General features: G+C 36.1%; 15 protein-coding genes. 13 read left to right on the forward strand and 2 right to left on the reverse strand.

Going from position 1 to position 13791, the window contains the following annotated elements; genetic code table 11:
* Positions 1-235: 235 nt before the first annotated feature.
* Positions 236-706, forward strand: a complete 471-nt coding sequence (locus tag LJD61_RS14320) for a GNAT family N-acetyltransferase (RefSeq protein WP_255228234.1) — start codon at positions 236-238, stop codon at positions 704-706.
* A 140-nt stretch (positions 707-846) separates the two neighbouring features.
* On the opposite strand, the gene LJD61_RS14325 is transcribed toward LJD61_RS14320, so the two are convergent.
* A complete protein-coding gene (locus LJD61_RS14325; protein ID WP_255228235.1) occupies positions 847-2070 on the reverse strand; it encodes a deoxyguanosinetriphosphate triphosphohydrolase family protein in 1224 nt (407 codons plus the stop codon).
* Between the two features lie 337 nt (positions 2071-2407).
* Between LJD61_RS14325 and LJD61_RS14330 the strand changes: the two genes are divergently transcribed.
* The 12 genes from LJD61_RS14330 (at position 2408) to LJD61_RS14385 (ending at position 13466) form a co-directional block, all read left to right on the forward strand.
* Entirely contained in the window at positions 2408-3196 is a 789-nt protein-coding gene (locus tag LJD61_RS14330; RefSeq protein WP_255228236.1) for an AAC(3) family N-acetyltransferase, read from the forward strand.
* A gap of 57 nt (positions 3197-3253) precedes the next feature.
* Entirely contained in the window at positions 3254-4426 is a 1173-nt protein-coding gene (locus tag LJD61_RS14335) for a DUF4932 domain-containing protein (protein ID WP_255228237.1), read from the forward strand.
* Positions 4427-4627: 201 nt separating this feature from the next.
* Positions 4628-5161 carry a hypothetical protein gene (locus LJD61_RS14340; protein WP_255228238.1) on the forward strand — a complete coding sequence of 178 codons (534 nt, stop codon included), beginning with the start codon at positions 4628-4630 and terminating at the stop codon, positions 5159-5161.
* A gap of 513 nt (positions 5162-5674) precedes the next feature.
* Positions 5675-6667 (forward strand): tryptophan--tRNA ligase, encoded by a 993-nt coding sequence (gene trpS, locus LJD61_RS14345; RefSeq protein ID WP_255228239.1) that lies wholly within the window; start codon positions 5675-5677, stop codon positions 6665-6667.
* A 160-nt stretch (positions 6668-6827) separates the two neighbouring features.
* Positions 6828-7082: a ribosome small subunit-dependent GTPase A gene (locus LJD61_RS14350; protein WP_408615550.1), complete on the forward strand. Its 255-nt coding sequence runs from the start codon at positions 6828-6830 to the stop codon at positions 7080-7082.
* Between the two features lie 135 nt (positions 7083-7217).
* Positions 7218-7748 carry a hypothetical protein gene (locus LJD61_RS14355; protein ID WP_255228241.1) on the forward strand — a complete coding sequence of 177 codons (531 nt, stop codon included), beginning with the start codon at positions 7218-7220 and terminating at the stop codon, positions 7746-7748.
* A 30-nt stretch (positions 7749-7778) separates the two neighbouring features.
* Positions 7779-8486 carry a GNAT family N-acetyltransferase gene (locus LJD61_RS14360; protein WP_255228242.1) on the forward strand — a complete coding sequence of 236 codons (708 nt, stop codon included), beginning with the start codon at positions 7779-7781 and terminating at the stop codon, positions 8484-8486.
* The gene (locus LJD61_RS14365) at positions 8487-8945 is read left to right on the forward strand and encodes an 8-oxo-dGTP diphosphatase (RefSeq protein WP_255228243.1); all 459 of its coding nucleotides are present in this window, start codon (positions 8487-8489) and stop codon (positions 8943-8945) included.
* Positions 8946-8991: 46 nt separating this feature from the next.
* The gene (locus tag LJD61_RS14370) at positions 8992-9561 is read left to right on the forward strand and encodes a YgdI/YgdR family lipoprotein (RefSeq protein ID WP_255228244.1); all 570 of its coding nucleotides are present in this window, start codon (positions 8992-8994) and stop codon (positions 9559-9561) included.
* A gap of 263 nt (positions 9562-9824) precedes the next feature.
* Positions 9825-12161 carry a xanthine dehydrogenase family protein molybdopterin-binding subunit gene (locus tag LJD61_RS14375; RefSeq protein ID WP_255228245.1) on the forward strand — a complete coding sequence of 779 codons (2337 nt, stop codon included), beginning with the start codon at positions 9825-9827 and terminating at the stop codon, positions 12159-12161.
* On the forward strand, positions 12158-13000 hold the full coding sequence (locus LJD61_RS14380; RefSeq protein ID WP_255228246.1) for an FAD binding domain-containing protein: 843 nt from the start codon (positions 12158-12160) through the stop codon (positions 12998-13000). The genes LJD61_RS14375 and LJD61_RS14380 overlap by 4 nt, the downstream gene beginning before the upstream one ends.
* Positions 12993-13466, forward strand: coding sequence for a (2Fe-2S)-binding protein (locus LJD61_RS14385; protein WP_255228247.1), 474 nt, complete (start codon positions 12993-12995; stop codon positions 13464-13466). The genes LJD61_RS14380 and LJD61_RS14385 overlap by 8 nt, the downstream gene beginning before the upstream one ends.
* Here LJD61_RS14385 and LJD61_RS14390 read toward each other — a convergent pair.
* A complete protein-coding gene (locus LJD61_RS14390; protein ID WP_255228248.1) occupies positions 13412-13633 on the reverse strand; it encodes a helix-turn-helix domain-containing protein in 222 nt (73 codons plus the stop codon). The genes LJD61_RS14385 and LJD61_RS14390 overlap by 55 nt on opposite strands.
* Positions 13634-13791: the final 158 nt, after the last annotated feature.

Raw genomic sequence — 13791 nt, forward strand, 5'->3', positions numbered from 1 at the left:
ACGCGCCCTAGAGAAGTTGAGTGGGGGGGCTTTACAAAAGTAAGAAATATTTATGAGATATTAGAGGAGTATGAGGATAACAGGAAACAACATCACTCTATCAATGCTTATATACCTAAACTTATAGAAGAATTGTTTAAATAAAAAGTGCCAATGGGGACGGAGCAATCCTCTTATACTCTGCCACAGCGGTAGAATAATACATAGTAAAGCAAAATTATTAGAGGTGTTTGCAATGAAATTAAAATTAGTAGAGCTTACAGAACCATATGCAAAAGAAATTTGTGATTGGAAATATGATGATGAATATTCTATATATAATTACCATGAATGGAATAAAGCATCTAATGAGAAATGGTCTATTACAATAGAAGATAAAAGAAAAAAGGAATTTTCTGCTGTAGTCAATGATTATAATAACTTATGTGGCTATATAAGATTACAGGATAAAAAAGAGTATGTTTTAATTGGAATTGGACTAAAACCATCTCTATGTGGACAAGGATTAGGAAGTACATTAATGGAACTATTGAAACAGAAGTGTAGAGAGTTATATCCAAATAAAAAAATTACTTTGGAGGTACGCTGTTTCAATGAAAGAGCAATTAAATGCTATAAAAGAGCAGGATTTAAAATAAAGGAAACATATAAAAAGGATACACCTATTGGTTATGGGAAATTTATTAGAATGGAATTTAGTTCTTAATTCGCAATTTTATAGAGATGCAATTGACGCGAAGGAGATTACGGGCAGCTCTTTTATGCGAACAAAAAGCGGCTTCGGATATATAGAAAACCTCCTATTCCAAAGCTACAACAGTAGTATTTTATTTGTAAAAGGCAATTTCATTTTGTATAGGGCTTATCAAAGTATTCTATGTATTTAATTTTATTTGTAAGTTCATGATGTGGAAACAGATATGAAAATGCATCAACAAAGTAGTCATCCGTCATACTGGCAATATAATCAGCGACAATATCATTTGGATCGTGAATATCAGTTTGAATATAGCGCTTTTTAGGATGCCTATAAAAGTTTCCGACAATACTTCCATGCAAATAATGCTGGTATATTAACGAATCATGGTCATCTGCAATTAATTCTTTCAAGAAGCGCTTATACATCAATTCCATCATAGGTTTAATCGTTTCAAAATAAGGTTTGGTAACATCGTCACATTGATAAATTAGATGACCGTTTTCATGAAGCATATCAGTAATTGACTGGTAAATGTCAGGGCTCATTGCGAGGTAAGGCTTTTCAAGACTATTTGAAATAATGTCTGTCACAATAGCGGAAATAATCTCCGGGTTACTTTTGCCTAAAGCATTTTCCTTGTAAGAAACCATTAGTTTAGCCTTGGCCGCATCTTGACGATCTTTTCCAATATATGCAATCATATCACTAATCCGTACTACACACCCTTCCAGTGTACTGGGATGCAGTTTTTTAATGTGATTTTCTGTCGTATAACACTGTTCTACCTCCTGATTGTACTGCGCAAAAGTAGAAATGGATGCAGGCTCATATTTTTGAAAAGCCTTTTCTCCACAGTGGCATAGGATACCATCCAGTGTTTGTAACGTAAGGTTACATCCTGAGATTTTTTGCAAGACTCTGGTGCTATGGACATTATGATTAAAATACCGGTTGGTATGGGAAAAATAAAGACCGTTTAAAAACTCCTCCCCCTTATGTCCAAAGGGAGTATGGCCGACATCATGCCCTATAGCAATGGCTTCAATCAAATCTAAGTTCAAACGCAATGCCCTACCGATTATTCGACTAATACGCGATACTAATTGTACGTGTGTAGAACGTCTGGTTATGTCATCGTTCCGGTAGAACGAAAACACCTGAGTTTTGTCATTCCCTCGATTGTATAATGCGCTATGTAAAATCTTATCAATATCTATAGCAAACTGTGTTCGAATCACATCACCGTCATACTTGCTTGGAAATTCACGGATGGCATTAGCGTTTTTACAGGCATAGGGTGACATAATTTCCTCAGAATCACTAAAAACCGCTTGCAACAGTTCTGTTTTATCTTTAGTTAATGCTTGCATAACCGTCCTCCCTAACAACAAATAATTTGTTATGTGCTTAAATTTGTAATTATTATAACATTTAGAATAAATCCTGTCACTCCATTTTACTTTCGAGTGAAATTATAGGACTTGGGAAAACCCAGTAATATCAATGGCTTGCAGACAACGTACAGAACTATCTCTGATTTTCGAACGAAGTGCACACGATGCATTGACCTTTTGAACGAACACAAGATATATGTCAATATTATATCTTTTATTATATAATATGGTATAATTTAGTGAAGTGCTTCAGGATTGACGCGCCGTCCTGGCCCAATTTAATAGGGGATTAAGCTATCTATCGGGGGTTCTTATGTATAGCAAAGACGATATTATAAATTCTATTATTAATATAGGTGTTAAGCGGACGGACACCTTATTGGTCCATTCTTCAATGAAATCTGTTGGTATAGTTGAGAATGGCGCGGATACGGTGCTTGATGCGTTCATGGAATACATGAAAGATGGTTTACTTATATTTCCTACTCATACATGGGCACAAATGAATGATGAATATAATATTTTTAACCCTGAAACTGAACCTTCTTGTGTAGGAATATTATCTAATATTTTTCGTAAAAGGCCTAATGTAATACGTTCTTTGCACCCGACCCATTCTGTTGCAGCATATGGATCATATGCTATTGAATATGCTTCCGGCGAAGAAAAATGGGATACACCTTGTCCCCGTGATGGTTGTTGGGGAAAACTTTATGATAGAAGAGCAAAAATATTATTTCTTGGTTGTAGTTTAAGATGCAATACACTTTTGCATGGCGTTGAGGAATGGAATAGTATTCCAATAAGGCTGGCAAGTACCTGTCAACAACTAAAAATTGTTACTCCAGAAGGACAAATAATTAATAGACCATTGCATAGACACTATAACCCATTGTGTGATGTATCAGAGCATTATGGCAAAATGTTAGAGCCTTTCATGTGTTTGGGCATTGCTAAAAAGGGCTATATTGGTGATGCCGGAAGTATTTTATGTGATGCAGTCGGTATGGCAGATTTAACAACTCTGTTTTTAAAGCGTAATCCTGATCTCTTTATAGATAATAACCCTGTTCCTACTGAATGGTATATAAAGAAGTATTAGGGTCTCATAAGGCATTCTTAACCAGCCGTAAATAAAATGAAAGGAATGAATATAAATATGAAAAAAAGATTTGCATTAATAAGTTTCGTATTCATATTTGTATTAATAGGTTGCAATATAAAGCAATCTGGGGCGATAAATATAAAGCAAACTAGAGAATTTCAGCATAAAGAAATTCTCCTAGAAAAGGTAAATCAATCTGATGATGAGTGTTACACTATATACACCAGTAAATTAATGGATACCTATTTAATAGCCTGTGCCCTTTATTTTGATTTTGATACTCCGAATATGATTGAAGATAATAATACACTATATCAGCAGGTTAAAGAACATTTTTCACTATATAAGAATCATTTATTTGTTAAAAGTTTAGAGAACTATGTAGATACAGAATATAGAGATAGTAATCCTTGGGTTATAAGCAGCATTATTATGTATATGTGTTCAACAGAGCTGGAAAATAAAGAAGTAAACCAGTTGCAAAATCCTGTTTTTCACAATTATGAAGCATTTAAAGAGTTTTTAAATGACTTAACGCAATTTTATAAAGATACAAATGCGGAAAAGTTTTTCGATACCAATAAGAAATATGAGTTAAAAATGTATAAGGAAATAGAAGAAAAAATTAAGAGTATACCTGTAGCTGCATTAATTCAGACAATGGAAAGTTATGTAGGCAATAAGGAGAGGTATTATGAAAATCAAAATGTGAAGTATATTTCGCTTATCACATTATATAGGCCGTCAGGAGCTTCCTTCTATCCGATAAGATTAAAAGATAGCACATACTTTGTATCATATCAATCTATTTTCCAGGAGCCAAGTAATATAGAAAGCTTTGATATAGATAGATGTGTAGAAACTGCAATACATGAATATTTACATATGTATATTAATCCACCTGTAGAGGAGCAAAAACAACTCATTGACCGGCTGGCTACAGGAAAAGACAAAATAATTTATGGCGGAAAGATGTATCAGCATATGGATTGGCATCGTATTACAGATGAAAATATTGTACGAGCAGTAGAAGCCCGCATATATGGCGAGGTTTATAATAATACAAATAGAGCATATGAAGAAGTGCTTAAGAAAGAAGTTGAGTGGGGAGGCTTTACAAAAGTAAGAAATATTTATGAGATATTAGATGAGTATGAGGATAACAGGAAACAATACCTCTCTATCAATGCTTATATACCTAAACTTATAGAGGAATTGTTTAAATAAAAAGTGCCAATGGGGACGGAGCAATCTTCTTATATTCTGCCACATCAGTAGTATATTACGAACTTATTGTCTATTTCTTGCATGTACATAATTCAATAGTCTACATAACAATTATTGACCATATGGAAAATTATTGGTATATTTATTGCATATCAGAATAATGTTGTGAAGAACTGATAATTTATATTAGGCGGTGCATCAATGAAAAAGCCATTAACCGTGCTTGTACTCTTCGTCTACATGGTACCCCTATCGCTTTTCCTGACTTTTTATCAGATTTTTACAAAAGGAATGAAAGATTCTTTTGAATTAGCCATTTTTACGATTCCATTATTACTCATGATTGCAGTGTGTATATTGGTAGCTGTAAACATCATGGCCGCGGTACATTCCATAGTACGGGCACAAGATTTGTTGTTCAGAACAGTTATGATTTTCAAATTGTGTCTTATACCATTCTATATAGTTAATTTTGCTTGCTGGATGATTGCTTCAATGGTATTCCATATTGCAATAATTATCTGGCCGATGATTCCATTTATCATTGCATACACTTATTTTACCTTGCTTGGCACATCCGCATATATAATAGCCAAACTGTTTTCTTTACGAAAAAGCAAGATAATTACCACAAAACAATTTGTGCTTCATGGTATATTACAGATTATTTTTGCAGTAGATGTGATAGACACCATTTATTTAGCGATAAAGCAAAAAAGTTTCAATGAATATTAGTGCAACAACAATAGATTATAAGCATTATTAGAATATACTGCTGTATAACATTTTTCAAAAAAAGCAACCTCAACAAGCCCATAATACATGAAAGCAGTAGGACGCACTTTTAGTACAATGTGTAGCATCAATAAGGTTATTTTATTAAATTGACAAAATAATTTTTAAAGATATATAATATAATAAAAAAATGAAACCATTGAATAAGAGTAGTAAACATGGGAATCTGAATATACAGAGAGCTATTGATGGTGAGAATATAGCATTTCAATCTATGTTGAATGGACTTATGAGGGCAGCTCGAAAGCTTTGCGAGTAGGTGTTGACGGAAATCCTAACCGTTATGATGGAAGCGTATGTCAGTACGTATAATTTGTTTTTGGGTGGCTAAACAGAACTGTAAGCTTCTGTCCCTTTTGGGATAGGAGCTTTTTATTTTTTAAAGGAGATGATTTTATGAAAGATGGTTGGTGGTATTTATTCTAAAATAATAATGTAAAGGAGATTTTTGAAATGAAACGAATTTTAACAGGTGACAGAACAACCGGCAAATTACATTTAGGACATTATGCAGGGAGCCTTCAGAACAGAGTCAAGCTGCAAAAGGAATATGATACTTTCATTATATTAGCTGATGTCCAGGCCCTTACAACTCATTTTGAACGGCCGGAGCTGATAAACCAAAGTATCTATGATGTTGCAATTGACAATCTATCTGTAGGATTAGACCCTGATAACATAACTATGTTTTTGCAATCTAAAATAAGTGCCATTGCAGAACTAACGGTATTCTATTCAATGCTTGTTTCAGTGAATTCATTGAGACATAATCCAACTATAAAAACGGAAGCCAAGCAGTATGGATATGATGATTTGAGCTATGGCTTTTTGGGATATCCCGTAAGTCAAGCAGCAGATATGACTTTTTGCGATGCGGACCTAGTCCCTGTCGGAGAGGACCAGCTTCCGCACATAGAACAAGGAAGAAAAATTGTAAGGCGATTTAATAGTTTATATGGCAAAGGAAAGATTATTGTCAAAGAGCCGCAAGCCCTGATTAGTAATACTCCTCGGCTTATCGGATTAGATGGAAATTTTAAAATGGGCAAAAGTCTTGGCAATGCAATCTATTTATCGGATACTGCTGAAGATGTCAATGAAAAAGTAAAATCAGCAATTACTGATAAAGACAGGATAAGCATAAAAGACAAAGGCAATCCGGATATATGTACAGTAAGCAAATATCATCAGGCAATTAATCATAGTGAATATGAAAACATTTGTGAAATGTGCAGAAATGCTAATATTGGCTGTACAGCTTGCAAAGATCTTTTATCAAAAAAGATAAATTTACTCCTTGCTCCATTCAGAGAAAAACATGTTTATTATGAAGAGCATAAAAGCAAGGTGCGTGATATTATACTTGAGGGCAGCAAAAAAGCAAATAGGATAGGCAATGAAACCATTGAAAATGTTAAAAAGGCTATGAATATCTATATGGAATAGATAAGGATATTTGTTGATATAAGAAATAAAAGAATATGTTAAATATTTGAAGTTTGTAATAGTATTCTGTATAATAAAATAGATGAAAAGTAGTAGAATATTGTGAACGAAGAATTGAAAGGAGAATTAAGCATTGAATAAATTTAATAAGGTAACTGAGATAATAGATTCTGCAAAGAGCTTAGATAGTGAGTTTGAAGATATACTTGAATTATCAAAAACTTGTAAGTTTTCTAATTGTACTCATACAACTGAGCCAGAATGTTCGGTTAAGAAAGCAATTTCTGAAGGTACTCTTTCAATAGAACGATTCAACGATTATTATGCTACAAAAGAAGAATCCCAATATGTTTCTAAGAAAAAGAATAAAACTAAGGCTATTGATTATATGAAAAAGTTAAAACTTTTCCGATAGTTCTAAATATGCACTTTGCTTAGATAATCCATCATTAAATATGCTGTAGTATTTCTTTAAAGAGAATATAGCAAAGCGATACACCTTTTTCTTAATTTATGAAGCTAAAAACAGCAAAAAAAGGAGGCGGTATAAATGAAAAATATCAAGAAATATAACTTAGTAAAACGAACTTTGCTATGTTGCATTTTGTTATTTTACATATATCCGGCAGAGGTTTTGGCAAACTCATCATGGCATTGGGTAACAGTAAGTCCTATGAGAGTTTTACCCCTTGCAATAATATTAACGCTTGCTATCGAGACCTGGGGAGTAAGCGTGTATGGAAAAGTAAAGGGAAAAGTAAAGGCCTTTATTATTGTTACTTTTGCAAATATTGTTTCGTTTATTGCGCCATATATTTATAGCACTTGTATTTTAAATAGATTTTATGGTTCAGGCTGGGGCTATGCATGGGAAAGAGCATTCAACAACGGTCCTAATTATATAATTAGGCTTGCTTATTTAGTACTAACATTGTGTATTGAAGTGCCTCTGGTATATTTTCTGCTTAAAAATCAAAGCAAGGATAAGAAAAAATTATTGCTTATAACTATAGTTGCAAATGTAATTACTACGATAGCTGTTGCGGTTCTGGAAAGACTTCTTTGCCAGGGTCAATGGTAGAGCATTGTGATAATTCAAAGGAGAGCATTTATGGATAAAGCAAGTAAAATAAACATAGTACAAGAAAGACTCGCTGCTATTGGCGAATACAATTCCGAAGCTTTTAAAGACGATAAAAATGTATTTATTAAATCAACAAAGTCATTTTTTGAAATAATTACATTTGGTAAGAATGCCGTTATTAGAGCTGATATATCTATTTACGATTGGTGTGTAAAACATTTTTCGGCAATACCGGCATGTGAGATTATGGATGGAGAAAATCTCTTTCTCATTGAAAAAAAGCTTCGCGAATTTGGTAAGAAGCTTGCCGGAGAGCATGTTAGATATCTGTATTTAGATAACAATAAATCTGTTAATCAGCCATCTGGCTTTAAATATCAACTTTTCGATAAAAATAATATGAATATCTTGTATAAGGAAAAAGGATTTAATAATGCGTTGAATTATAAAAATGATGTCATTGCATTTGGTGCGTATCATAAAGATCAACTTGTTGCCTTAGCCGGAGCTGATGACAGTTTATTAAACTTATGGCAAATCGGTATAGATACTTTGCCTGCATTTAGAAACAATGGACTGGCAGCGTATCTTGTGAAAACATTAGCTGATGAAATTGAAAAACGTGGCGCATTACCGTATTACACTACATGGAGCCCCAATATTGCATCAACAACAGTTGCTCTTAAAACGGGTTTTTTCCCTACTTGGGTTGGATATTATGCGGAGGATATATAAATGAGCAAGTGTGAAAAGGCGATAGTAACGGTTTTATGTATGGTTTATAATGGTAATAAGATATTGCTTCAAGACAGAGTCAAAAAAGATTGGCGCGGACTTACGTTTCCGGGAGGGCATGTAGAAAAAGAAGAATCATTTATTCAGGCAGTTATTCGTGAGATATATGAAGAAACAGGATTAACGATAAGGGAGCCTAAATTATGCGGGGTAAAGCAATTTCAAACAGATGAAGATGAACGATATATCGTATTATTGTTTAAAACGGATAAATTTGAAGGCACTTTGATTTCTTCTGATGAAGGAGAAATGAGATGGATTGATAGGGACTCATTAAATGATTATAAATTAGTGAATGATTCTATGGATTTATTAAAAGTTTTTGATTCAGATTGTTATAGTGAATTTATGTATGAACGCAGCAAATCAGGTGATGATTGGATAGTTAGATTGTATTAAAAGGACTATCTGAGCTTTTGAAAAGATTATTTTGGAGGTGTTCTAAGTGAAAAGAATAATAGCAATGATCATGGCCTGCTCAGTTCTTATGCTATTCGGCTGCTCCGGGGAAACTGCTGCGAATACTGATTATACTACTACGATTGACGGTCAAGCTGCCGTGATATCATTTCTCGAAGGAAGCCTCTCGGAAGGGAAAATAAAAACCGATAATGGAACATATACATTCTCTTATTCCATGGATGGAACCCTTTCTATTGTCTATCCCAATGGATATATATATTCCCAAAAGGATATAGGCGGAGGAATTGCGGTTCCAGCGGATTATGATGCAAGCGCCGTAGAAAAATTGGGATATATAGACGGTTTTTCACTTGCGCGGGCCATTTCCTCAGCTTCTGATAGTGGTCGTAATGATACAGACGGCGCTCCTATTATTCTCTCTTTGTTTCTTGTCGCCGTTGGCATTTGGTTTATCAGCGCGCCAAGAAGTGCGTGGTGGATATCAAAAGGGTGGTATTTCAAGAATGCCGAACCCTCTGATTTGTCTTTGATTGTATATCGCGTGGGAGGATGTATGCTGGTGTTTGGCGGAATAATATCTTTTTTTGCCTGATCCATTATATATGATACAGCGGTATTATCTGTGCGAAATGGGCTGGAATGCTTACTAGATTTCCTTCAAGCAGAATAAATATAAATAGGGCAATACCTGTTACCTTTAAAAATAGTAAATAAACTATTGGAAGGCGGTATTGCCCTATTTTATAAGGATAGCCATATCGGAAATGATAAGCATAAGTTTGCATATTAGCGGAAAATATATTAAGAGATTATATATTTAGCTAATAATACCTTTACATAAAGGAGGATGACGCTTTGCATACTATTGCAGCCGTCGGTAAGAGCATACAGCGGAAGGAAGCATGGGATAAGGTGACAGGAATTGCCAAATACACAGATGATTACATTGTGCCGGGTATTTTATATGCTAAATTAGTCACAAGTCCTTTTGCCCATGCCAAAATTAAATCAATTGATATTTCTGAAGCTGTAAAAGCTTCTGGAGTTCAAGCTGTAATTACAGGCAGCAGCTTTCCTATCCTTTGCGGAGTGGAGCTCGAAGATCGTCCCCCTCTTGCAACAGACAAGATACGGTATTTCGGTGAACCCGTTGCTCTAATAGTAGCCAGCAGTGAGCGCGAAGCCATGCATGCAGTCAAGCTTGTAAAAATGGAATACGAACCATTACAGGTGGTAAATTCTCCTGGAGATGCAATAAAAGCTGGTGCACCCATTATTCATGAAAACTTATATCAGTATAAGCATGTGGCTATTGAGGCTTCTCCAGAACCAAATACAAACATTGCGCAACGTATAAAAATAAGAAAAGGCGATATGGCTAAAGGCTGGGCTGAAAGTGAAGTCATTATTGAGGCCAGTTATACTCTTCCAAAGTCAGACCATATAGCTATGGAAGCCAGGAATGCCCGGGCAGAAATACATGCCGACGGTCAGGTTGTGATCAGTTCTTCAACTCAAGCCCCTTATTCCGTAAAGAAAATGATAAGCAAATATTTCGGAATAGAGGAAGGAAAAGTTACTGTAAAAACACCTCTTGTGGGTGGAGGGTTTGGAGGAAAAGCTCCTGTACAGCTTGAAATGCTTGCTTATATGGCTTCAAAATCCGTTGGCGGTAGAATTGTTAAAATAGCAAATACAAGGGAGGAAGATATCGTCACCTCTCCCTGCCGTTTAGGCTTAGAGGCAAAAATAAAATTGGGCGCATCAAAGAATGGACTGCTAAAGGCTGCTGAAATGATATATATTGTCGATACCGGTGGTTATACCGATATCGGACCTCGTTTAGCAAAAGCTATCGCTGTTGACTGTACAGGTCCTTATAATATTGAAAACGTATGGTGCGACTCGCTTTGTGTATATACCAACCACCCTTACTCAACATCTTTCAGGGGCTTCGGGCATGCCGCCTATACATTTTGTATAGAAAGGTCATTAGAAAAGCTAGCCCGTAAACTTGCAATGGATCCGCTGGAATTGAGAATCAAAAATGCCATTGCTCCGCAAATGACGACTCCAACTCAGATTAAAACAACCTTAAGCAATATCGGCAACCTTACAGCATGCCTTCAAAAGTTAAAGGAATCAATAAATTGGAATGAAGGAGCAAGGATCGACTTAGGAAACAATAAAATTAGGGCAAAAGGTATCAGCTGCTTCTGGAAGACATCCGATTCTCCAACGGATGCCGTATCAGGGGTGTTTCTGACATTCAACACCGACGGCAGTATTAACTTGAACAGTGGTGCAGTTGAATGCGGACCTGGAATGAAAACCACTTTAGCCCAGATACTTGCTGAAAAAATGAAAATGGATATAAGCAGAATCCATGTCAAACTGGAAGTAGACACACAGATCAGCCCTGAGCATTGGAAAACTGTTGCCAGTATGACGACATTTATGGCCGGCAAGGCGACGTTAAGGGCTGCAGAGGACTTGATCGGACAGCTTAAAGGCTTAGCTGCCGTAGCCATGAGGTGTCCTCCGGAAGATTTGGCTGTCGCGGAGGAAAAAGTGTTTCTGAAACAAGACCCCAGCATATATATAGCATTTAAGGATTTAATTCACGGATATAAATACCCGAACGGCAATGCTATAGAAGGACAGACTCTGGGGCGTGGCAGCTTTATTATGAGCCGCATAACTCAACTTGACAAGGAAACCGGCAAGGGAAAACCTGGTCCGGCTTGGGCTGTAGGAGTGCAAGCCGTAGAAGTGGAGTTTGATACAAAGGAGTTTACATATAGACTGCTGAAAGCAGCAACAGTAATCGATGCAGGAAGAGTTCTGAATCCCAAAACTGCACGCGGCCTTGTTACCGGCGGAATGTGCATGGGCCTTGGTCTTGGGAGCCGTGAAAGTTTTTCCTATGATATGCAAGGAAAAGTATTAACTACCAGTCTGCGTACTTATAAAGTGATGCACATAGGTGAAGAACCAAAATATATAGTTGATTTTATTGAAACTCCTCAAATAGATTCTCCCTATGGTGCAAGAGGAATAGCTGAACACGGAATTATCGGAATTCCAGCCGCTTTAGCAAATGCACTATCTTTAGCGGCACAAATTGATCTGGACCAATTACCTCTCACACCGGAATATATCTGGAAGACAAAGACTGGAGGCATAGTATGATTCCATATAATTTTGATTACTACAGACCGGATACAATAGATGAAGCCGTTCAAATCTTTAAGCAGCTGGACTGTCAAAACAAAAACCCTCTTTACTATGGAGGCGGCTCAGAGATCATAAGTATGGCGAGAGTGCATAATATCCATACCAGAGCTGTTATTGACCTGAAAGCGATTCCGGAGAATAATGTTCTTGAATTTCAAGGTGACAAATTAGTGATTGGCTCTTCCGTTACACTTTCCAGAATATCGGAATCAAAGTTATATCCATTGCTGGGAAAGTCAAGCGGAAGAATAGCTGACCATACTATGCAGTGCAAGATAACTCTCGGCGGTAATATTGGCGGAACAATTATATATAGGGAGTCTGTATTGCCTTTGCTATTATCCGACAGTGATGTTGTTATAGCCGGAGGAAATAAGATAAAGCAAGTTTCTATTCACGAAGTTTTCAATGAACGTCTCCTGCTTTCGAAAGGTGAATTTATAGTCCAATTTATAATAGGAAAAGAGTATGCAACATTACCTTTTGTTCATGTAAAAAAGACAAAAAACGAGAAAATCGATTATCCGTTAATATCTATTGCAGCAATAAAGAAAGATAATAGCATCAGATTTGCATCAAGCGGCGTCTGCCCTTTCCCATTCAGATCCTCTCAGGTGGAAGAATGTCTTAATGCAAAAGATGACCCGCTGGAAGTAAGAGCAGCTAATGCAATAAAGTCTCTCCCTTCACCTATCTTGAATGATCTGTCGGGCACAAGCAGCTACAGGAAATTCGTGCTCATGAATACATTGATCAGTACATTGGAAACATTGGAGGGATGCCGCAATGCTTAAAATAGAAGGCAAGAGCATCATTGAACTTGATATAAACGGAGAAAAAAAGGATGTTGCAGTTTTCCCATCGGATATCCTTTTGTATGTTATCAGAGAACATTTTGGGTTAACCGGAGCAAAGCCAAGCTGTGAAAATGGTGACTGTGGTGCATGTACAGTGCTGGTTGACGGCTGGCCCGTCAAGTCATGCCTTATGCTGGCGGTAGAAGCTATCGGCCATAAAATAACAACAGTTGAAGGGCTTAACAATGCGCCTATTCAGAAAGCCTTCATTGAAAATTGGGGATTTCAGTGCGGTTATTGTACATCTGGCTTTTTAATGGTTTGTCATTCCCTCGCAAAACTACACCCCGATGCGGATGAATACGTAATCGAAGAATGGTTACAGTCGAATATCTGCAGATGTACTGGTTACGAAGAAATTCGAAATGCAATAAAGTCTGTTTTATCATCAATGTCAAAATAATCAGCCAAAGCTTCCAATTTCTCTAAGGTGGTAGTTCTTCTTCCTCGTTCAATATCACTGACGGCAGTGTAAGTAAGTCCAACAATTTCACCCAGTTCAGACTGTTTAATATTTTTCTTTATGCGTAACGTTCTGATGCGTTCACTGAGAATCTCTTTTAAAGACATAACAAAAACTCCTTGGCTTTATGCAAAATGAATAATCTATTTTTAAAAGATGCCGCTTAGATAAACGTTCATTTGCAAAGTTGATTACTAACATAGCTGTTTTAAAGCATTTGAGACAGCTTAAAAAATTTAGATAAGAAATCGTGTCATATTGGGTT

The sequence above is a fragment of the Lutispora saccharofermentans genome (genome assembly GCF_024363565.1).
In the GTDB taxonomy this organism is placed as follows: domain Bacteria; phylum Bacillota; class Clostridia; order Lutisporales; family Lutisporaceae; genus Lutispora; species Lutispora saccharofermentans.

Bases quoted from the DNA above. Each gene is read 5' to 3' on its own strand.
- LJD61_RS14320 (WP_255228234.1), top strand. From the start codon at position 236: ATGAAATTAAAATTAGTAGAGCTTACAGAACCATATGCAAAAGAAATT.
- LJD61_RS14325 (WP_255228235.1), bottom strand. From the start codon at position 2,070: ATGCAAGCATTAACTAAAGATAAAACAGAACTGTTGCAAGCGGTTTTT.
- LJD61_RS14330 (WP_255228236.1), top strand. From the start codon at position 2,408: ATGTATAGCAAAGACGATATTATAAATTCTATTATTAATATAGGTGTT.
- LJD61_RS14335 (WP_255228237.1), top strand. From the start codon at position 3,254: ATGAAAAAAAGATTTGCATTAATAAGTTTCGTATTCATATTTGTATTA.
- LJD61_RS14340 (WP_255228238.1), top strand. From the start codon at position 4,628: ATGAAAAAGCCATTAACCGTGCTTGTACTCTTCGTCTACATGGTACCC.
- trpS (WP_255228239.1), top strand. From the start codon at position 5,675: ATGAAACGAATTTTAACAGGTGACAGAACAACCGGCAAATTACATTTA.
- LJD61_RS14355 (WP_255228241.1), top strand. From the start codon at position 7,218: ATGAAAAATATCAAGAAATATAACTTAGTAAAACGAACTTTGCTATGT.
- LJD61_RS14360 (WP_255228242.1), top strand. From the start codon at position 7,779: ATGGATAAAGCAAGTAAAATAAACATAGTACAAGAAAGACTCGCTGCT.
- LJD61_RS14365 (WP_255228243.1), top strand. From the start codon at position 8,487: ATGAGCAAGTGTGAAAAGGCGATAGTAACGGTTTTATGTATGGTTTAT.
- LJD61_RS14380 (WP_255228246.1), top strand. From the start codon at position 12,158: ATGATTCCATATAATTTTGATTACTACAGACCGGATACAATAGATGAA.
- LJD61_RS14385 (WP_255228247.1), top strand. From the start codon at position 12,993: ATGCTTAAAATAGAAGGCAAGAGCATCATTGAACTTGATATAAACGGA.
- LJD61_RS14390 (WP_255228248.1), bottom strand. From the start codon at position 13,633: ATGTCTTTAAAAGAGATTCTCAGTGAACGCATCAGAACGTTACGCATA.